Consider the following 22,045-nt stretch of genomic DNA (forward strand, 5'->3'; position numbering starts at 1 on the left):
TTTTAAAGAGAAAAATATGGATATTATAATAATTGAAAATCCAAGTATTATAAATAGATATCCCAGTAGTGATTTTTTATTTATAAAAATAATTCCTATACCAAGCAATAATAAAATAGATGAAGCTGCAAAATTTGCGTCTCCACTTAACGAATTACCGAAAAAAATAGGAGTATAAACAACGGTATTTTTTATTAAACTAAATATACCGAAAAGCATTAATAATGAACCTAGTATTAGAGGTAAAAATTTGTAATTTTTATTATTAGGATTTTTAAACTTATTAGAATGAAATAGAGGTAGTTGCTGTTTATTTAATATACTAAAGTTCCTTTTATAAAATTTAAGTCTTGGAGTATATCTAATAGTTTTTTTTCTATACCTCAAACAATACATCTCCTAAAAAGTAATCATTATTATAATATGAAATTAATATAAAAGTGTGATAAAAGCAAAGCTTTAAAGAGTTATATAAAATTTATTTTAATAATAGAATATTGATTTATAGGTTAAAAGTTTTTTTGGGGGAGAAGAGATTTTATTTAAGTATGAATTAATTGTTAAAATGAGAATATAAATTTATTAGTAGGATATAAAAATTTATAGTCAGGTGATCTTAAATGAATGAAAGTACTTGGTATAGGATAAAGTATTCAATAGGTTATGTTTTTGAAGAAAATAAGCTAGTGATAGCCATTCCAGTAGGAATATTAGACTCTACTAAGGAGAATTTTGAGAAAAATATAAAGTTAATGGATATAGGTCCATATATAGCGCTTCCAAGTGAGGCAATAAGTATTGGGGAAAGCTGTAGAGATAATATATCTAGGATTTTAAATGAAACACTAGAAGATGCCATAATAATAATTGATAAAATAATAGATGGAAAAACCGGAGAAGATTTAGAAGAAATATGCACTAAAGCAAAAGATATGTATGACTCAGAAAAGATTTATTTAGAAAAAGGTTATATACTAAAAAATATAGATGAATTTAATGAGAATATTGACCAATATAATTTTGAGTAAAGTTTAAAAAGATTAAAGGCATAATATATAAGAATAGCTCTTATATATTGTGCCTTTTATTATGTTGACAATTTTGATATTAATTAATATAATTGCTTAAATAGTAAAATAACCTTTTGGCAACTATGGATTATTTTTCTAATAGATAGTGTTATTAAAATGATCAACAAAAGAAATAAGAAGCAAAGGATGATGAGAAATTTGAGTAATAAAGAAGTATTTAAGAATATTGAAGAAAAGCTTAATAAAGAATTTATAGGACAGAAGAATTTCTTTAGTAAATTATGTGGGTATTTTAGAGAGAAGATTAGCAATGATGAAAAGGGAATTCTATTATTAGTAGGAAGTAAAGATACGTTTAAAAAAGCTAGTGTAAGATTTATATTCCAAGAGCTTAAAGAGAGTGAAGTTATTAAAAATGGAGAAGTAGATGATATAGACTTATCTGAATATAGCTTTAATTTAGGATATAATGCGTTTTTAACTGACCTTTATGAAAAATTAAACAATGATTCTAAATGTATTATTTTTAAAAATACTGATATGGCATCAGAAGAGATTTTATCACTTTTATCTAAGATAAGACCAAATAGTTGTTTACCGTTAAAGAATGAATACATACTAAAAAATAAGTTTATGATAGAAGCTGAAGCTAATGATAATACTGAAAAGATTAATGCTTTTTTATGTCACAACAAGTTTTTCGTTTTTGTTTACAATAATGATAATGATGAAAAGTTTAATCAAATAAAAGACAAATATTTAAAAAATAGTGAAGAAATTTTTTATACTAAGGACTTAACTAAAGAAGAAAGAGATTTAGTTATTAAAGCAGAGACAATTAGAGAAATAAGAAAAATACAAGATGAATTCAATATAGAAGTTATTTTAGAAATAAAGGAAGATTCAAATAAAACAGACGATTATTTATTATGCACATATTTACAAGACTTTTTCAGAGAAGATGTAAATTTTGATGTAAAGCAATATGTTTCTTATAAAGTATATAAACCATTAAGAAATTTAATAATTAATCAAGGGCTTCAAGATGAAAATAAGATATTAATATATGTAGAAGAAAATGAAATATACTGTAAAACAAATAAAGAAATCTATAAATTAAGCGAGTACTCTATTCCAACGTTAGAAGAAGCAAGATATAAGTTAGATTCAATTATAGGTATAGATGAATTAAAGGAATTTATACAAAATGTTGAAAATAACTATAAGGTTCAAGAAATAAGAGAAAGACTAGGACTTAAGTCTTCTATGCCATCTCTGAATATGATATTTGCAGGTAATGCAGGTACAGGCAAAACAAATGCAGCAAGAGTCACATTTGAATATTTAAATGCTTTAGGAATATTAAGAAAATGTGTATTTAAAGAAGTTAGTAAAGCTGATTTTATAACAGAAAATCCTAGTGATGCTGCAAAAAGAACTAATGATATTATAAATTCAGCCTTAGGTGGAGTGTTATTTATAGATGAAGCTTATTCTTTATGCCAAGATGAAAATGACAAAGTAGGTAAAGAAATAGTAGATGCTTTATTGAAAGGTATTGAAGATAATAGAAATGATTTAGTAGTAATAATTGCAGGATATGAAAAAGATATTGAAAAATTCTTAAAGTATAATCAAGGATTATCTTCAAGATTCCCAAACACAATTCATTTCCATGATTATGACCCAAAGCAAATGTATGAAATAGCTGTAAATATAGCTAAATCAAAAGGATATACAATATCTGAAAAGGCTAAGAGTGGATTGATAGAGCTATTTACAAAAAATCAATTAGTAGGTAAAAATGACTTAGGAAATGCTAGATTTGTAAGAAATATAGTAGAAAATGCTATTTTAGATTCATCAAAGAAGTATTTAACTAATAAAGAAAGGTCAATTGATGTATTAGAAAGAGATAATTTTAATTTTAAAGCTAAGGCTAAGTTTAATCTAGAAGAGAAGCTAAAAGGAATAATTGGACTTGATGAAGTTAAAGAGCTTTTAAGAAGTCAGTACAAGCTGTTAGTAGCACAAGAAAAGAGAAAGTCAGTTGGAGTAAACACAAAAATTGAGCAGAATTTGAATATGGTATTTGCAGGTAATCCAGGCACAGGAAAAACTAGTATAGCTAGACTTGTAGCAGAAATGCTTAACAGCATGGGACTATTAAAAGGTGGTCAGCTTGTAGAAACTGATAGATCAAGTTTTGTATCAGATATACCAGGTCAAACAGCTAAGAAAACTGAAGAAAAGTTTAAAGAGGCTATAGGTGGAATTTTATTTATTGATGAAGCTTATACACTTGCAAATGATGATTTAGGAAGAGAAGCAGTAGAAACCTTACTTAAATTAATCGAAGACTATTCAAAGGAAGTAATAGTAATATTAGCAGGATATGAAGAGGAAATGGAAGACTTCTTTGATGTTAATATCGGATTAAAATCAAGATTTCCATTATGGACTACATTCCAAGACTATAATCCAAATGAACTTTTAGAAATGTCTATAAAGTTAATAGAATCTAGTGGATTTAAACTTTCTAAAAATGCATATGTCGCATTAAAGAATAGTTTTGTTGATATATATAAAAATTCTGATGCAACATCAGGAAATGGTAGAATGGTTAGAAATTATGTAGAAAGATTAATCAGAAACCAAAGTATAAGAATAGCAGAAGAAGATATAAGTGTTTATGAAATGAACTTAATCACTACTAAAGATATAGAGAAAATAAATGTATCTGATTATGATAATAAGTTTAATTTAGAGAAAAAATTAGATGGTGTTATATCTAATGAAAATGCAAAGAATTTTCTAAGAGAGCAGTATAAGTTTATGAAGGTTATGGCTAGAAAGAAAAGACTTGGAATGGCTACTGACTTAAATAAATATATGAATATAATTGCTATGGGCTCTGAAGGTACTGGTAAGAAAAGAACATTTAATATTTATACAGAAATGTTATATAACTTAGGTATAGTTAAATCTAAAAATATGATAATAATGGATAAGTATGATATAGTTAATAGCTTTAAAGGTGGACGTAAGCTTGATGAAGTAATGAACAAATATGTTGGGAAATTAGTTTTTGTAGAAAATGCAGATCTTTTATTAGAAGAAGAAAATCATAAAGAAATATTAAATAGCTTAATTAAGTTTATAGATAGTAATTATAGTAAAATAATTATAGTATTATCTGGAGATAAAATAGGAGTTAGAAACTTAATACAAACAAATCAAGAACTGAGTTATAGATTCCCAGTTAAAGTAGAGTTTAAAGATTACAAGATTGACGAGCTTTTAAAGATAGCATTAACTACATTGAGTTTAAAAGGATATAATTTAAATGATGATGTAAAAGAAAAATTAGAAGAGACTTTAATTGAAATTTATGCTGATAGTGAAGTTATATTAAAAAATGGATTATTAATAAATCAATTCTTAGATTGCTTAATAAGAACTCAAAGTATAAGGATTTGTGATGAAAACTTCAATAACAAAGAAATTAATATAATAACTGTAGAAGATATTGAAAAGAGTAAAACTAGATTTTTACAGCTTTAAAGTCGAAAAATACAGTAATGAATAATTATAATTAATAACTAATGAATATAAGACTATTTCTAAATCTTATTTAGAGATAGTCTTTTTATTTTTATATTTAAAAAGGAATAAATATGCAAAAAAAGAGGGGAAAATGAAAAAATATAGAATTATTTAATTGTTATTCTAATATTATGATATAGATTGGGATATAAAAAAATTATATAAATAAAAAGGGAAAGGTGAGTTATGAGCAATAAGTTAGATAAAAAGTACGGGTTATTAACAGCTATAGCAATGGTAATAGGTATTGTTATAGGAAGTGGCGTGTTTTTTAAAGCTGAAAAGGTTTTGACAGCGACAGGAGGAAATCTCTTACTAGGTATTATAGCATGGATTATTGGTGGAATAATTATGATTGCTTGTGCTTATACTTTTGCTGTAATGGCAACTAAGTATGAGTATGTAAATGGAGTTGTAGATTATGCAGAAGCAGCTATAGGAAAAACATACGGATATTATGTTGGATGGTTTATGGCAGTTATTTATTATCCAACATTAACATCAGTTTTAGCATGGGTTTCAGCTAGATATACTTGCGTTTTATTTGGATTTTCAATTACTGGTGGAGAATGCATGACGATTGCGTGTTTATATTTGATTGGTGCATTTGCAATGAATTCGTTATCACCAGTATTAGCAGGTAAATTTCAAGTAAGCACAACTATTATAAAACTTATACCATTATTATTAATGGCAGTAGTAGGAACTATTGTGGGAATTACTAGTGGTATGACTGTAGCAAATTTTACAATTATAGTAGAAAAAGTTGATACATTTAGTGGATTATTTACAGCTGTTGTTGCTACAGCCTTTGCATATGAAGGATGGATAATTGCAACAAGTATCAATGCAGAATTAAAAGATGCTAAGAAAAATCTACCTAGAGCACTTATAGGAGGAACTTTTGCAATTATGTTAGTTTATATTTTATATTATATTGGACTAGCAGGTGCAGTAAGTAATGAAACAATGATGGCAGGGGGAGAAGCAGGGGCAAAACTTGCTTTTGAAACTGTATTTTCAAGTATAGGTGGGTCTTTGATATTTGTTTTTGTTATTATTTCTTGTTTAGGTACATTAAATGGATTGATGCTTGGATGTACTAGAGGACTTTATTCTATAGCAGTTAGAGGTCGTGGGCCAAAGCAAGATGTGTTTAAACAAGTAGATAATATTACAAATATGCCTACGAATTCATCTGTAATTGGATTATTATTCTGTGGAATATGGTTATTATTCTTCTATGGAGCTAATCTAACAGATTCATGGTTTGGGTTCTTGAGTTTTGATTCTTCAGAATTACCAATAGTAACTATTTATGCTATGTATATTCCTATATTTATTATGATGATAAAAAAAGAAACAGAATTAGGTGCCTTTAAGAGATTTGTTATGCCAATATTATCTATATGTGGATGTATCTTTATGATGATTGCAGCATGCTTTGCACATAGGATGGCAGTAGTTGCATATTTAATAGTTTTTGTAGTAATAATGATAATTGGAGCAGTATTTGAAAATAAAGCTTTTATTAAAACACAAGTAAATAAGTAGCGGTTAGTATATGGAATAATAAGAGGTTTATGATTAGGTTAAATTTTTAAATCCAAGCTATTTTAAGAGAGTGGCTTGGATTTGTTCTTATTAAAAAAAGATTATATTATTTTGAAATATAAAAATAGTCTTATATAATATAAAAATATTTTTAATTTAGAACTATAATTGTTTAATAATATAAAAAGAATTTAGTATTAATCTGTTTATGAGGTGAATTAATGATTGAGTTATTAAAGACAAGAAGAAGTATAAGAAAATATGAAGACAGAGAAATAGAAAAAGAAAAGCTTGAAAGTATTCTTAAGGCTGGTCTTTTATCACCATCATCTAAAGGGAGAAAGCCGTGGGAGTTTCTAGTTATAAAAGATAAAGAGAAGTTAGAAAAGTTGTCTACATCTAAGCCAGGAGGAAGCCTTTGGCTAGCAGATGCACCACTTGCTATAGTCGTTATGGCAAATAAAGAAATTACATCAGATGTTTGGATAGAGGATGCATCTATAGCAGCTACTTTTATGCAATTAGAGGCTCATAGTCTTGGACTTGGATCTTGTTGGTCACAAGTTAGAGAAAGAAATTATGATAATAATTTAAGTTCTGAAGATTATGTAAGAAAACTTTTAAATATACCAAATAAATATGGGATTTGTTGCATTATTTCTATAGGATATCCTGGTGAAAATAGACCATCTTATGAAGAAAAAGATATTGATTTTACAAAAGTTCATTATGAAGAAATTTAGAAAAGAATTATTATAGTTAGAAATAAAGAATTAAAAGTTAAGAGGTGAGGATTAAACTGCTATGCAGTTTCTCACTCAGTAACTCCATACTATTAACTGTTAACTTAAGTAAGTTGATTAATAATTATAAAAAACATAAAAAAACTATTAACAAATTTAGATTTATATAGTATAATGTTAGTGTAATCGACATGGCGCTATAGCCAAGTGGTAAGGCAGAGGTCTGCAAAACCTTTATTCCCCAGTTCAAATCTGGGTGGCGCCTCCAAAAAAGACCTATGAATTTTATAATTGATAGGTCTTTTTTTATTTTTATTATACAAGTAAAAAAGTAATGTATATTGATGTAATAAATTCTATGTATTAAGGGGCTATTATTAATTAATAGCCCCTTTTATTTTGTAACAGTCTATAAATTGAATAGAAATATAATTATTAATTTTATTATTTTACTTTTAGTTATTAGCTTAAAAAGAATAATCACCTATTGCTATTTGTTTATACTTGAATATACTGAATCTAGTTTTTCCCAAGTAAGAGGACCAACTAATCCATCTGGAATAAGTGAAAATTGACTTTGAAAAGCTATAACTGCAGCTGTAGTTAGAGGTCCAAATATTCCGTCTACACTTACGGAAGGAATAGAGGGATAAGTTTTGGAGATTGTAGATATCCAAGTTTGAATTGTTTTAACATTTTCTCCTCTAGCACCTTCTCCAATTACGTATCCAGGATAAGGAGTAGGAGTAGTAGGGATTAAATATGGTTCGACTGTTTTGTAAATTTCATAAAGCTTTCTCCAAGTAGCTTTGCCTATTATTCCATCAATATCTAAGCCAAATGTTTTTTGAAAAGCTTCAACAGCATTTTTTGTACCATTACCAAAAATACCATCAATTTTAAGTGGTGGGATAGTATCGTAAAATAAACCAATAGAGTTTAGGAAGTATTGAAGAATTTTAACTCCATCACCTTTTGAACCGACCTTTAGTATATAAGATGGAGGAGTAGGTTCGATAGGTAGTTTTTCACCTTCTGAATCTAATTCTGCAAGGTTTTTTACACCTACATAAATTTGAGAGATTTTATACCAGGTACCTTTACCTACGATTCCGTCTTGTGTCAAATTGAAAATTTTTTGGAATGTCTTCACTGCTTTCTCAGTTGTATCATTAAAATATCCATCAGTAGGGGATATAGGGATAGCAGGATAATTCTTTGCAATTCTATTTAATTGTGTTTGTATAGTCTTTACAGAGTCACCACTACTTCCAAGTTTTAAAGCTGTTCCAGGATAAGAACCATCAACTGCATCTACTACAGGAGCATTTCTAAGTTCAATATTATTACCATAATAGTAAGTTAATATTTTAAAAGGATAATATCCAGAGTTAGCTAAAGAAACAGTTCCCCATTGTGAAAGTCCATTACAGGTTACAGTAGTACCGTTACAATATTGTGCAAGAAGAGGTTCTAAAAAATCCGTTCTACTTATATAATCATCAAAAATATCATCTACAATTTTGCTAATATTATCAAAGATATCTCGACCATTAACAAAATAATGATCATAAGCTGTAGAATTAGTAATATCAAAGTTATAACCTCGACTCCTGTACCATTCAGTATATATACGATTTAGTGTAAAGGATATTTGAGCATATATATTTGAACGTATTGCATTTTCAGGCCAAGTTGGATATATTTCGCTTGAAGCAACATTTTTAATGTAACTAGTAAATGGAACAGTTACATTAGAAGCATTTGATGATGGTGTTCCTAAATGTACAGTAATATTAGCAGGAATAACAGGTTTTTTTAGCAAAAAAGAAGTAGAGTCGTTATTAGTATCAGAAACTTTAGAAGAAATATTAGAATTTTCCTCGGAATCAGGAAATTCATTTTCTTTTACTAAACCATGAGGTGGTATAGCTACTATATCAAATTCATTTATTGATTTGCCTTTTGGAAGCATTGATACTGGTTGAATTGAAGTAACATCAGCAAAAATCTCAATGTTTTTTATTAAAACATTTCTAAATGTATCACTTACTATATACGCATCATAAGTTGTATATGGTATCACATTTGGATTAGGCTTCACTGAAAGTTCTTTATCCAATGTATACAAATCTATTATTTCGCTTTTACCACTATCATCAACTGAAAGTAAACCTTCGAAAACTGGAATGCCAGAAATAGAATCAATAATTAAAATTTTTGCATTTTTTACTGGATATGCTTCTTGACCAAAAAATAATTGAAATTGTAATTTTCCAATTGCCATAAATATCTCCTTAAAATCTATCACAATATTTATTTTATTTAATTAAATTAATTTGGTGTATTACATTTAATAAATGATTTTATAGTAGATGTTGATAAAATAAATATATGGTGCTACCATAAATAATTGATAGTGAAAATGAATTTTAAAATAATGTGAGGTAAACAAATGAAAATAAGAGTTCCAGATTACTTTAATGATTTTAAATGTATAGCGTCAGAATGTGAAGACACTTGTTGCGCAGGATGGGGAATAGTTATTGATGAAGAAAGCTATAACCATTATATGAGTGTAGAAGGTGAATTTGGTGAAAGGTTAATAAGTGAAATAGTAACTGAAGGAAGCGAAAATATATTTGTATTAAAAGGTGATAATTGTCCATTCCTAACGGAAAATAAAATGTGTGATATATATACTAATCTTGGAGAGGATAGTCTTTGTTATACTTGTAGACAATATCCAAGAGTTATGGAGGAGTTTGGAAGTTTAAGAGAAGTATGTTTATCTTTATCATGTCCTGAGGCTTGCAGAATTATTTTAAGAAGTGATAAAAAAGTAACTTTTACTCTTACAGAAAATGATGAAGAAGTTACAGGATATAATGATATCAATGCTATGCTATATATAAATCTTATGCAAAGTAGAAATATAGTTTTTAAGATTTTACAAAATAGAGATATTGATTTAAATAAAAGAATATCAATAGCTCTTAAGTTTACAAGTGAAATACAAGAGAAAATAGATTTAAATAATATTCAAGGGATAAAGGAAGTAATAGAAAAATATTCAGATAATAAATTTGTAGAAAGTATAGTTAATGATTTAGAATTATATAAAGGTAAAGAGAGTCTTAAGTATAATAATATAAATGAAATATTTAAAGTGTTTAAAGATTTAAAACATATAAATCCAAATGATCCATTAGGATTAGAGAATGCTTTAAGATATTTCTGGCAAAGTGAAGAAGATGAAGATATTTATTTAAGAAAGCATAGAGAGTTTAATAAATATTTTAATGATAAAATATTTAAGTTTGAAAATATATTGGTGTATTTTGTGTTTAGATATTTTATGAAAGCTGTTTTTGATTATGATGTATCAGCAAAAATAAAAACTGCAATAGTAAGTTATATTATGATAAAAGAATTATATTTAATTAGATGGATTGAAGAGGGTGGAAAACTTTCAGAAGAAGACCTAGTAGATATAGCCCATACTTATTCTAAAGATATTGAACATCTAGAAGAAAACATAGAAACATTAGCAGAGGTTTTTGAAACTAACAATGTTTTTGATGTTAATAATATTATTGTTACATTAATGAATTAAATTTGAAGAAGCTTTTTAAGAAAATTGTTAATAATAAAGTGTTAATTTAATTATTAAATTATTAATAAAATAGAATAATATTTTAAAAGTATCTATTGTTATAATAGGTACTTTTGTTATTTTGTTAAGTAATTATATTTAGGAATAAATATTTGTTATTATTATGTGCTATTGAGTATAAATATAATAAAACATAAAATGAAATTTGATAAATCAATTGAATTATATTGTTTACAATATTGATTTTATTAGTATATTGCAAGAAAAATAAATAAATTTGTAGAAAATTTAATAAAAGTGTTGATAAATTGTTAATCATATAGTAATATAATAACATATTCGCAATAATTTTATAAAAAATAACAAGGGGGATAAAAAATGGAACAAAGAAAAGAAGAAATATTAAAGACAGAAGAACCGAAAAAAGTTTCATTCATTGAAAAAATTGGTAAAAAGATACCGGATCCAGTAATAATATTCGCAATTTTTTATGTTGTTGTATTAGCTGCATCTTTCTTATTAGGTGGAAAAACGTTTGAAACTATGGCTGGGGATGGTAGTTATACTACCAATACAATTTTAAACATGTTAGAGCCTGAAAATGTTCAATGGATTTTCTCAAATGCTTTACTTAACAACTGGTTAGCATACGGTGGAGGAGTATTAGGTACAATACTAGTAGTTATGCTAGGAGTTGGTCTTGCAGAAGAATCAGGACTATTATCTACATTAATTAAAAAAGTAGGATTAAAAGTTTCAGATAAAATGCTTCCTATAGTTTTAGTTTTCTTAGGAATCATGAGTAGTATAGCTACAGATGCTGGTTATGTTATATTAATACCACTATCAGGTTTATTATATGCAGGGTTAAAGAAAAACCCACTTATAGGTATGGCTGCTGCATTCGCAGGGGTTTCAGCTGGGTTCAGTGCTAACTTAATACCAGCTACACCAATTGATATAATCATTGGTAACAATGCTAAGATATTTGCAGAAGGACAAGGTGTTCCTTTCGTTAATGCTGCTGAACAAGCTTTAAATCCAGCTACAATGCACTATTACTTCGTAGTTGCTTCAACATTCTTACTTGCTGCTATTGGTGCTTTCGTTACTATAAAAATAGTTAAGCCAAGACTTGAAAAAGAAAGCTACATAATTCCAGAAGATATGAATTTAGATGACTTTACAGTTAAAAAAGAAGAAAATAAAGCTCTTAAATTTGCAGGTTTAGGTTTCTTAATAGCTGTATTATGTGTTGTAGGATTATACTTCGGACCTTTAAAGACATTTATTGCAGAAGATGGTTCAAAAGTAACTCCATTTATGGATAACATAATATTAATCATTACATTCTTATTCTTCTTACCAGGTGTTTTCTATGGTGCGAAGGTTGGTAAATTTAAGAATGCTAACGATGTAGTTAGAGGTATGTCTAAGCAAATGGGATCAATGGGATCAGTACTTGTTTTAACATTCTTCTCATATAACTTCCTAGCTTTATTAACAAAGAGTGGACTTGGAACTTATATTACTTACTTAGGTGGTAACCTACTTAAGGCAATGAACTTACAAAATGCTCCAATACTTTTAATAATTGGATTTATTATAATAACAGCAATCATCAACTTATTCGTTGGTGGATTAACTTCAAAATGGATGTTACTTGGACCAATATTCTTACCAATGTTATACCAAGTAAACTCAAATATGACACCAGAAGTAGTTGCTGCTGCTTACAGAGTTGCTGACTCATCAACTAATATAATAACACCATTAATGTCTTATGCTGGTATTATCTTAGTATTCATGAGAAAGTACAAGCCAGAATATACAATTGGTGATATGATTAGATTAATGATGCCTTACTCAGTAAGCTTCTTAGTAGGTTGGACAATCTTATTATTAGGATTCTTTGCATTCGGAATACCATTTGGATTCTAATATATAAATTATTAAAAACACTTTATAGTGAAAGCTATAAGGTGTTTTTTTATTAACTAAAAAATCATTGACTTAGAGTTAACTCCAAGTAATAAAATATAAACGTAAAGGGGGAAACGGAAAGATGAAAAAAGTATTTTATATGATGAGACATGGACAAACATTATTTAATTTAAGAAGAAAAATTCAAGGATGGTGTGATTCACCATTAACTGACTTTGGAATTGAACAAGCAAAGGCAGCTGGTGAGTATTTTAAGGAGATAGAACTAGATCATCTATATTGTTCAACAGCAGAAAGATGTTCAGATACATTAGAAATTGTAACAGATAATAGTATGCCATATACGCGTTTAAAAGGATTAAAAGAAATGAACTTTGGAACTTTTGAAGGAGAAAGTGAAGATTTAAATCCTGATAGGGAAACATTTGAAACTTTTTTTACTAAATATGGTGGCGAATCAAGAGATATGTGTAGAGAAAGAGTTGTGAAGACTTGTCATGAAATTATGGAGAAAGAAGATCATAAGATTGTTTTGGCAGTTTCTCATGCAGGTGCATGCCTTAGATTTTTAGAACATTGCTATGATCCAAGTAATTTACCTAGAAATGCTTTTTCTAACTGTGCAATATTTAAATATGAATATGAAGATGGGAAATTTACCTTTGTAGAAGTTATTCAAAGAATTCCGGAAACAAAATAAAATTTAGGCATAGTTATAGATAACTTATAAGCATTAGACATATCTTTTGATAAATAATAGAATTAATATGGAAAAGCAAATTTTAACTTTAAATGATAAGAAAAAAGTAGTAGTGAAGATATAACTTTGGGAGGATATTATGGAATATATTAAATTAGGTAATTCGGACTTAAATGTGTCACGAATCTGTCTTGGGTGTATGGGTTTTGGAGATTCAAATAAGGGAATTCATTCTTGGACCTTAGATGAAGAAAAATCTACAGAGATTATAAAAAAGGCTCTTGATGAAGGAATTAATTTTTTTGATACTGCTATAGCTTATCAAAATAGTACAAGTGAAAAGTACCTTGGACGAGCTTTAAAAAAGCTAGCTAAACGTGAAGATGTTGTAATAGCTACAAAATTTCTTCCAAGAACTCAAAAGGAAATAGATAGTAATGTTACTGTTAAAGAACATATTAATAACATGTTAAATCAAAGTCTAAGTAATCTTGAAACAGATTATATTGATTTATATATTTGTCATATGTGGGATTATACTGCACCTATAGAAGAAACTATGGAAGCATTAAATGAGCAAATAGAACAAGGTAAAATACGTTATATTGGTATCTCTAACTGTTTTGCATGGCAATTAGAAAAGGCAAATTCTATTGCAGATAGAAATGGATGGAGTAAATTTATTTCTATTCAAAATCATTATAATTTATTATTTAGAGAGGAAGAGCGTGAAATGGTTCCTTGCTGTAAAGATGGGAATATAGCGATGACTCCATATAGTCCTCTAGCTTCAGGTAGATTAGTTAGAGATTGGTCAGAAACTACAAAGCGTTTAGAAGAAGATTCATTTGCTAAAAGTAAATATGATTTAACGGCTAATGAAGATAGAATTATCGTTGAGCGTGTTGCTGAAATAGCTGAAAAAAGAGGTATGACAAGAATTCAAGTAGCTTTAGGTTGGTTATTATCAAAGACTTCAGCACCTGTAGTTGGAGCAACAAAAATCTCTCATATTGAAGATGCAGTAAAAGCTATTCCTATAAGATTAACAGAAGAGGAAATAGAATACTTAGAAGAGCCATACATTCCTCATAAATTAGTTGGTGTTATGGCGCAAAATAATAAATAGTTATTTTAGGTACACTAATACAAAGAAATGCCTTCCATAGAATTATTATATCTATGGAAGGCATATTTATGTTTAAATAAGGTGAAGACATCACTATAACTTATTTAATATTTATAACTAGGATGAGTATAATTTATGCTTTATGGTTAGACATTATATTTTTTACTTCATCTATAAATTCTGGTTTTATTAATTCTAACATTCTTGGAATAAAGCTCATCATATACTCTTTATTAAAAGACCCATCATTCTGCTTAGCAAAGCTTTCACTTAATAATTCTTTTGCTTTCTCTTGATTTTCTGATGATACTCTTTCCATTATAAAGTTAAAAAATCTTTCTTGTCCATTATTCATTGTACTTATCTCCTTAAACTATATTTTAATGATATTTTTATTAAGTAGATTATATTATATACATAATATTTAAATTAAACAACTTATATAGGGTTTTATAAGTAAGAGCATAGGCATAAATGATATTGACAGTAGTAGACATTTATAGAACTTTAATCAACCAAATCTATGGTCTTGATTTTCTTTACCATTGAACTATAAAACAATAATTGTGATACAATGGTTTAAAAGATTGAACTAATAGAAAAATATTATAAAGAATTGAAGAGAGTTATCATAATTAAAAATCAGATAAAAATAAAATGATAAAGACACTTCAGTGGGTTAGAGATATGGCATACAAAGAAGGTTGTATAAATGTTTTAGCAAATCATGATCCAGATATAAAACCGCAGATAATTGAGCTATAGGAGATGTTTTATGAAAGAGTGTAAATTTCAAAAAAGCTTAAATATTATAACAAGAGAATTTAAAGAGTGTAAAAAAGTTCTTTTAGCTATCGGGGATGATACAAGGCAAGCTATTATCATTGCTCTTTTAGAAAGTGATTGCAATGGTATTCGTGTAGGAGAAATCACAAAGAAAACACATTTATCAAGACCAGCAGTATCACATCATTTAAAAATATTAAAAGAATCAGGGATTATTAATATGCGTAGAGAAGGAACAAAAAATTATTATTATATGGATGCAAATAAAAGACAATGGGAAAAAGTATCATCTTTAGTTAATCATATTTATGATGTGGTAAAAGAGTTTGAACCGATTGATAAAAGACAGGTTGATGAGTAATGATTTGGATAAATACATTTAAATAGAAAGTTGAGGAGATTGATATTATGGAAATTTTTGAAGCAATGAAAAAAAGACATTCAGTACGTAGCTATACTTCAGAAAAAATTGATACTAATGTAGCAAAGGAACTTGAATTATATATTGATGAATGCAATAAAGAAAGTGGGATGAATATTCAGCTATGCTTAAGTGAACCAAATGCATTTAATAGCTTTATGGCACATTATGGTTCATTCAAAAATGTAAATAACTATATAGCTATAGTTGGGAAAAAAGGAAAAGACTTTGAGGAGAAATGTGGATACTGGGGAGAAAAAATTGTATTAAAAGCTACTCAGTTAGGACTTTCTACATGTTGGGTTGCTATGACTTATAGCAAAGGGAAAGCTAAGTATAATATAGAAAAAGGTGAAAAACTTAGCTGCGTAATATCTTTAGGATATGGGGAAAGTGAAGGAGTACCACATAAAAACAAATCTATAGAATCACTTTGTACAGTAGATAGAGAAATGCCAGAGTGGTTTAAGAAAGGAATGGAGGCCGCATTGCTTGCTCCTACTGCTATGAACCAACAAAAATTTCATTTTACATTAGAGGGAAATACAGTAACGGCAAAGGCTGGTATGGGTTTTTATACTAAGTTGGATTTAGGGATTGTAAAGTGACATTTTGAAATTGGAGCAAAAGGTGAAGATTGGAAATGGAAAGATTAGGGGTATATAATTTATCATAAAAATAAAAAGGACAAAGACTAACAATAAATTTGCTAGACTTTGTTCTTTTTTTATAAATATACATAGCATAAATGTTTTTTAGGCATATATAATCATTAATTATAAATATTAGACATGGAAGATTATTTTAGTTATTATATAATTAAGAAATATGATATAAGTTTAATTTAGATAAATGGAAAAGATATAAAGGGGATTACGATGATGGAACTAAGAGTTCTTAGATATTTTTTAACTGTTGCAAGTGAAGATAGTATAACAAATGCTGCCAATATTTTACATATAACCCAACCAACTTTAAGTAGGCAGTTGATGCAACTAGAGGAAGAGCTAGGTGTTCAATTATTCGTGCGTGGTAAAAAGGCTATAACGTTAACTGAAGCAGGGATGTTATTACGAAGTAGAGCAGAAGAGATTGTTGATTTAGAAAATAGGACTGAAAAAGAGTTCTTAAATCAGAAGAATTTTCTTTCAGGAGAAATATTTATTGGAGCTGGTGAAACAAGTGGAATGAAGGAGTTAGCAAGAATTATTAAAAGCTTTAATAAAGAATATCCTCAAGTTAAATATGATTTGCATAGTGGAAATGCTGATGATATTAAAGAGAAAATTGATAAAGGGTTAATTGATATTGGATTATTAACTGAACCTGTAGATATTGGTAAGCATGAGTTTGTAAGATTAAAGGAAAAAGATAATTGGGGAGTTGCTATGAGAAAAGATGATCCTCTTTCTAACAAGGAATACATTACGCCAAGAGATTTAAAGAATAAATCAATTGTATGTTCTAAAAGAATATCTATTCAAAATGAATTGGCTAATTGGTTTGGAAATGATTTCGAAAGTGGTAACATTATAGCTACATTCAATTTAATTAATAATGCCATAGCCATTGTAGAATCGAATATTGGATATGCTATATGTTTAGAAAGTCTTGTAAGTGATAGAAGTAATATTTGTTTTAAAAGCTTTTATCCAAGATTAGAAACAGGCTCAGTTTTGGTATGGAAAAAGAATCAAATTTTTTCAACAGCAACAAAAATGTTTATAGAAGAGATTAAAAAGGAGTTTAAATAAGGTTTATTATATAATTCATTTATAGGATATATAGTACAAATTAATATGGTGTTTTATTTATATAAAAAGTTCCTCTATGATTAACAAAATATTAACTAGAGGAACTTTTTGTTTTGTATTTAAGTTTTATATTAAATTAGAAATATATATTTCATATATAACTTTTTATTGTCTTTTAATTTTTAACACACCCATTACAACAGGTACTGCGATTAATGCAGAAGCAATAGCCTCTAATAGACCGTTTGAAGTAGCAACTCCAAATAATGTAGCTCCCACCACATTTGGTGAAATGTTAATTGCTTTTGCATACTCTTCTAAATATAGAATATAAGTTAATCCAAGTACTCCTACAGTGTTAGTAAAAGTTGCTAAAATAGCAGAAATACCAATAGAAATTTTAGGTTTTTTTAAAGTTTTTACTAAGAATCTATAAACGTAGTAGGCTACTAATCCGATTAAAATTCTTGGTACTAAAGCTATTAATGGATTTAGAAATAAAAATGATGTGACATTTGGTGCTGTAAGAGCTTGATACATTGAAAATAAACCAAACATTAAACCTACAGAAGCTCCAACTATTGGACCTTCTAAAATTGCACCAATAATTACAGGTAAATGCATAATAGTTAGGCTGAATGCTGGCAATCTTATAAATCCAAGACCAGACACTCCTAGAAAAATAGAAATAGAAGAAAGCATAGCGATAATAACTAACTTTCTTATCTTAGTTTGAGATCTTCCCATCCCGCTTGTTTTTAACATTTTGACTCCTCCGTTCTTACTCCATAATGGATATAATTCGGCAAAAAAATAACATTTTGCTTAGTTCAGTTTCTTAAAAGAATACCGACTTTGATATTTTAACATGTCTATTTAATTAAGTAAATTAAATTATATTAAAATTAATACAATTTTATAGGAAATATAAGGGGAATAATTATTGGGTATAAAGTTTGAATTACTATACTAAAATCAACAAAAACTTGTTTGTAGGAGAGTAGTATAAAATATTGTAATAAGTAAGAGAGTGTTTCAAAAACTATATGAACTTAAAACAAACAATGATGTTTTATGAGATAAGTTATAAAAATTTGGTGAATAATAACTGAAAATAGCTTAATTTGATGAGTTAAAGTTAGTGTTAGAGGATTGAATTGTAAACATTTACCTATTAGAATTAATCTATAGACATATAAAAGGGATGAGGCATGAATGGTAAAACAAGAAGATATAGCAAGAATTTTAAATGTATCAAGAACAACTGTAGCAAGAGCATTAAATGGAAAAGGAAACATTAAACCGGAAACTAAGAAAAGAATACTCGATTTATGTGAAGAACTTGGATATGTTAAGAATCCTATTAGTACAAGCCTTGCTTTAAAAAATGAAAAGAATATTTATGCATTTATTATTAAAGGACGGAATAATTATTATACAGAAACTATTAAAAGGGGATTAAGAGCAGCATATAAAGATATGAGTATGTATAAGCTTAATTTATTTATTGTTGAGACTCATATAGATTTTCCAGAGGAGCAGGTAGAAAGAGTAAAAAAAGTAATAAGGCAAAAGCAAGTAGATGGAATAATAATTACGCCTCTTTTGAAGGAAAAGATAAAAAAAATAAAAATTGATAATCCTGATATTAGTTTTATAGCTTTAGATTTGCCTTTAGATAGGGGAACAATAAGTATTTATTCAAATTATAACAAGTTAGGTAGAATACTAGGAAATCTATTATTAAATTCCTTAGAAAAAGGTGATAAGGTTCTATTGATTGAAACAGATGATGACATGATTTCAGCTAAAGATAGTTTTGAGGGCGTATATCAGAAATTATTAGAAGAAAGAAAGAATGATATTATTGGTCCTATTTTTATAAGTGATTTAGAAAATAATATTCCAGAGGTTATAAATAAATATTTAACTAAAGATATTAAAGCAGTTTATGCTAGTAGATTTTTAGAAAGTATGATTGAATATATCTTTGAAAAAGAGGAGTATGAGTTAAAGATAGTGACAATTGGATTATCAGATAAGATAAAGAAATTTATTAAGGAAGGTAAGGTTAAGGCTTCCTTAACACCAGATTATTTTGAAATGAGTCATACTGCAATAAATATGATGTTTGAGTGTATATATAGAGGAGTTAAACCAGAGAAAATTAAAAATGAACACGAATTTAAAATAATAGTAAAAGAAAATTTATAAAACTATAAGTTAAATGAAGCAATAATAGAAGTTTATTAGTAGAAAGTTGCATGAATAAAATGTTCGCGTGAAAATGTTCACGCGACTATTTATAGAAGTATGTTAGTAGGAATAAAGCTTATGAGTTTAAGTTGGATATTAATAAAATATTAATATATATATTTAAGTGTAGAGGGGAGAATTTATTATGAAAAAATTAAAGCTATTAACATCTTTATGTTTAGCTGCAACTTTAACTATTACTTCTTTAGCAGGATGTAGTTCAAGTAATTCGTCAACTGGAGAAGAATCAAATGATTCAAGTAATAGCACTGAGGCTAATACTGAGGTAACAGATATCACAGAGATAACTTGGTGGGCATTCCCTAATTTTGTAACTATCGATGATGAGGTTGGAAAATATGAAAAACAAATAATATCAGATTTCGAAGCTAAAAATCCAGACGTTAAAGTAAATTTGGAAATGATATCTTTCAATGGGGGAGGAGAAAAAATAACAGCAGCAATTGCATCAAATTCAGCACCAGATATACTTTATGATGCACCAGGAAGAATAATCGATTACGGAAGACAAGATGTTTTAGCTGACGTAGATGATATGATTAAGGCGCTTAATGGTGATGTATCAGAAGAAATTTTACAAGGATGTAGAGTTGATGACACATACTATATGTATCCATTTAATACAACAGCTTTTGTAATGGCTGCAAATAAGACAATGTTTGAAGAAGCTGGTTTATTAGATTTACTTCCATTAGAGAAAGAAGATAGACTTTGGACAATTGAAGAATTTGAAATTGCGCTTAGAGGTATAAAAGAAGCTAATCCAGATATAATTCCAGTTTCATTCTTTAGTAAGAGTACTGCTGGTGACCAAGGTACAAGAGCTTTCCTTGCTAATATTTTTGGAGGAAGCATTTTTAATGATGATTTAAGTGAATATACTTTAAATTCACCTGAAATGGTTGAAGCTTTAGAGTGGGTAAATAAGTGTATTGATGAAGGATTAATAGGAGCTGGATCTGAAGGATTAACTTCAAGTGATGCTATTGATTCATTTGTTCAAGGTAAATCAGCATTTACAATTCTTTATTCAACAGGTTTAAAGGCTAATAATGCAGAGTTAAAGCTTGGTGATTTTGAAGATGTATTATTACCAATACCTTCACCTGAAGGAGAGTTAGGATTAGAATTCTTAATTGGTGGTTATTGCGTATTTGATAATCAAGATGATGCTAAAATAGAAGCTTCTAAGAGATTTATTGATTTTGCTTGTAACGATGAAGAGTGGCAAGTTAAAAATATAAAAGCTACAGGAACTTTCTCAGTTAGAGATTCTGTAAAGGATTTATATGATGATGAAGAGATGAAGGCTGCTGAAGCATTTGGAAAATACTTAGCACCTTACTATAATACAGTACCAGGTTTCGCAGAAATGAGAACATTCTGGTTCCCATCACTTCAAGAAATAACATTAAAACAAACACCAATACAAGAAGCATTAGATAAATTAAATGAAAATGCAAATAGTACATTAAATAATAATTAATTAGTTGAGAAAAGGGAAGGGGTATAACCCCTTCCTAAAATATAAGGGGGGATTTATTAAATGGATATTAATACTTCTACAAATAAAGAGAAAGTAAAGATAAAATATAATAAGTTTAATAAATTGGCAGTGAAGGAATGGATAGCAGCGTACATATTTTTGCTACCAGCTTTGGCTTTTTTCGTAATATTTGTTGTTATTCCTATGGGAGAAGGAATAATAATGAGTTTTATGAATTACACATTAAGAAAAAAAGAATGGATTGGGCTTGGAAATTATATAAAGATATTTAATGACCCAGTTTTTAAGAAATCATTAGTAAATACATTAGTTTTAGTATTAGGAAATGTACCATGTGTTTTAATATTCTCACTTTTTGTTGCTACAACAGTATACAAGAGGTCTTCTAAAATGAGGTCATTTTTTAGATCAGTGTTTTATCTTCCAGCTATAGCTTCAGTAGTTAGTATTACCGTTGTATGGGGATGGATTTTACATCCTAATTATGGAATATTAAATTATATAATCGAACAATTCGGAGGAACTCCACAGTTATGGCTTTCTAATCCTACTATAGCAAAATGGGCAATTCTTATTATTCTTGTAACTTTATCTGTTGGACAACCTATAGTTCTTTATATGGCTTCTTTAGGTAATATCCCAAAAGATTACTTAGAGGCAGCAGAGATAGATGGAGCCAATTCAAGACAAGTCTTTTGGAATATTACTTGGCCAATGTTAAAGCCAACAAGTCTATATATATTTATTATTACAACAATTAACTCATTCCAATGTTTCTCATTAATCCAGTTATTAACAGCTGGAGGACCAAACTATTCAACAACAACAATTATGTATCAAGTATATGAAAAATCATTTACATTAGGTCAATTTGGTTTGGCATCTTCAATGGGAATGGTTCTAGCAGTTATAGTAATTTTAATATCAATTATACAATACAAATTCTTAGGATCAGGAATTGATTATTAGGAGGATTT

General features: G+C 28.0%; 17 protein-coding genes and 1 tRNA gene. 15 read left to right on the plus strand and 3 right to left on the minus strand.

Features of this window, described 5'->3' with window-relative positions; genetic code table 11:
* Window positions 1–620 precede the first annotated feature (620 nt).
* The 5 genes from ARA56_RS02210 to ARA56_RS02230 all read left to right on the plus strand — a co-directional run bounded on the left by ARA56_RS02210 (window position 621) and on the right by ARA56_RS02230 (window position 7,202).
* Complete coding sequence (locus ARA56_RS02210; RefSeq protein ID WP_055263495.1) at window positions 621–1,028, plus strand: hypothetical protein; 408 nt, start codon at window positions 621–623, stop codon at window positions 1,026–1,028.
* Window positions 1,029–1,229: 201 nt separating this feature from the next.
* Window positions 1,230–4,595 carry an AAA family ATPase gene (locus ARA56_RS02215; protein ID WP_055263565.1) on the plus strand — a complete coding sequence of 1,122 codons (3,366 nt, stop codon included), beginning with the start codon at window positions 1,230–1,232 and terminating at the stop codon, window positions 4,593–4,595.
* 228 nt (window positions 4,596–4,823) lie between these two features.
* Window positions 4,824–6,191 (plus strand): APC family permease, encoded by a 1,368-nt coding sequence (locus tag ARA56_RS02220; protein ID WP_055263497.1) that lies wholly within the window; start codon window positions 4,824–4,826, stop codon window positions 6,189–6,191.
* Between the two features lie 221 nt (window positions 6,192–6,412).
* Entirely contained in the window at window positions 6,413–6,934 is a 522-nt protein-coding gene (locus ARA56_RS02225; RefSeq protein ID WP_055263499.1) for a nitroreductase family protein, read from the plus strand.
* 193 nt (window positions 6,935–7,127) lie between these two features.
* A tRNA-Cys gene (locus ARA56_RS02230) sits at window positions 7,128–7,202 on the plus strand.
* Window positions 7,203–7,424: 222 nt separating this feature from the next.
* On the opposite strand, the gene ARA56_RS02235 is transcribed toward ARA56_RS02230, so the two are convergent.
* Entirely contained in the window at window positions 7,425–9,221 is a 1,797-nt protein-coding gene (locus tag ARA56_RS02235) for a peptidoglycan-binding domain-containing protein (RefSeq protein WP_084758932.1), read from the minus strand.
* Window positions 9,222–9,389: 168 nt separating this feature from the next.
* Between ARA56_RS02235 and fliB the strand changes: the two genes are divergently transcribed.
* The 4 genes from fliB to ARA56_RS02255 all read left to right on the plus strand — a co-directional run bounded on the left by fliB (window position 9,390) and on the right by ARA56_RS02255 (window position 14,323).
* A complete protein-coding gene (gene fliB, locus ARA56_RS02240) occupies window positions 9,390–10,550 on the plus strand; it encodes a flagellin lysine-N-methylase (protein ID WP_055263501.1) in 1,161 nt (386 codons plus the stop codon).
* Between the two features lie 378 nt (window positions 10,551–10,928).
* On the plus strand, window positions 10,929–12,491 hold the full coding sequence (locus tag ARA56_RS02245; RefSeq protein WP_055263503.1) for an AbgT family transporter: 1,563 nt from the start codon (window positions 10,929–10,931) through the stop codon (window positions 12,489–12,491).
* Window positions 12,492–12,615: 124 nt separating this feature from the next.
* On the plus strand, window positions 12,616–13,194 hold the full coding sequence (locus ARA56_RS02250; RefSeq protein ID WP_055263505.1) for a histidine phosphatase family protein: 579 nt from the start codon (window positions 12,616–12,618) through the stop codon (window positions 13,192–13,194).
* Between the two features lie 139 nt (window positions 13,195–13,333).
* On the plus strand, window positions 13,334–14,323 hold the full coding sequence (locus tag ARA56_RS02255) for an aldo/keto reductase (protein WP_055263507.1): 990 nt from the start codon (window positions 13,334–13,336) through the stop codon (window positions 14,321–14,323).
* Window positions 14,324–14,456: 133 nt separating this feature from the next.
* Here ARA56_RS02255 and ARA56_RS02260 read toward each other — a convergent pair whose 3' ends face one another.
* A complete protein-coding gene (locus tag ARA56_RS02260; RefSeq protein WP_055263509.1) occupies window positions 14,457–14,678 on the minus strand; it encodes a hypothetical protein in 222 nt (73 codons plus the stop codon).
* Window positions 14,679–15,098: 420 nt separating this feature from the next.
* On the opposite strand from ARA56_RS02260, the gene ARA56_RS02265 reads away from it, so the two are divergent.
* The 3 genes from ARA56_RS02265 to ARA56_RS02275 all read left to right on the plus strand — a co-directional run bounded on the left by ARA56_RS02265 (window position 15,099) and on the right by ARA56_RS02275 (window position 17,284).
* Complete coding sequence (locus ARA56_RS02265) at window positions 15,099–15,470, plus strand: ArsR/SmtB family transcription factor (protein ID WP_055263511.1); 372 nt, start codon at window positions 15,099–15,101, stop codon at window positions 15,468–15,470.
* A gap of 47 nt (window positions 15,471–15,517) precedes the next feature.
* Window positions 15,518–16,138 carry a nitroreductase family protein gene (locus ARA56_RS02270; protein ID WP_055263513.1) on the plus strand — a complete coding sequence of 207 codons (621 nt, stop codon included), beginning with the start codon at window positions 15,518–15,520 and terminating at the stop codon, window positions 16,136–16,138.
* A 273-nt stretch (window positions 16,139–16,411) separates the two neighbouring features.
* A complete protein-coding gene (locus ARA56_RS02275; RefSeq protein ID WP_055263515.1) occupies window positions 16,412–17,284 on the plus strand; it encodes a LysR family transcriptional regulator in 873 nt (290 codons plus the stop codon).
* A gap of 165 nt (window positions 17,285–17,449) precedes the next feature.
* Here ARA56_RS02275 and ARA56_RS02280 read toward each other — a convergent pair whose 3' ends face one another.
* Window positions 17,450–18,049 carry an ECF transporter S component gene (locus ARA56_RS02280; protein ID WP_148315729.1) on the minus strand — a complete coding sequence of 200 codons (600 nt, stop codon included), beginning with the start codon at window positions 18,047–18,049 and terminating at the stop codon, window positions 17,450–17,452.
* Between the two features lie 450 nt (window positions 18,050–18,499).
* Between ARA56_RS02280 and ARA56_RS02285 the strand changes: the two genes are divergently transcribed.
* The 3 genes from ARA56_RS02285 (at window position 18,500) to ARA56_RS02295 (ending at window position 22,037) form a co-directional block, all read left to right on the plus strand.
* Window positions 18,500–19,498 (plus strand): substrate-binding domain-containing protein, encoded by a 999-nt coding sequence (locus ARA56_RS02285; protein ID WP_055263517.1) that lies wholly within the window; start codon window positions 18,500–18,502, stop codon window positions 19,496–19,498.
* Window positions 19,499–19,685: 187 nt separating this feature from the next.
* Window positions 19,686–21,047: an ABC transporter substrate-binding protein gene (locus tag ARA56_RS02290; RefSeq protein ID WP_055263519.1), complete on the plus strand. Its 1,362-nt coding sequence runs from the start codon at window positions 19,686–19,688 to the stop codon at window positions 21,045–21,047.
* A 60-nt stretch (window positions 21,048–21,107) separates the two neighbouring features.
* Window positions 21,108–22,037, plus strand: a complete 930-nt coding sequence (locus tag ARA56_RS02295) for a carbohydrate ABC transporter permease (RefSeq protein ID WP_055263521.1) — start codon at window positions 21,108–21,110, stop codon at window positions 22,035–22,037.
* Window positions 22,038–22,045 lie beyond the last annotated feature (8 nt).

Source organism: Clostridium disporicum, from assembly GCF_001405015.1.
GTDB lineage: Bacteria > Bacillota > Clostridia > Clostridiales > Clostridiaceae > Clostridium > Clostridium disporicum_B.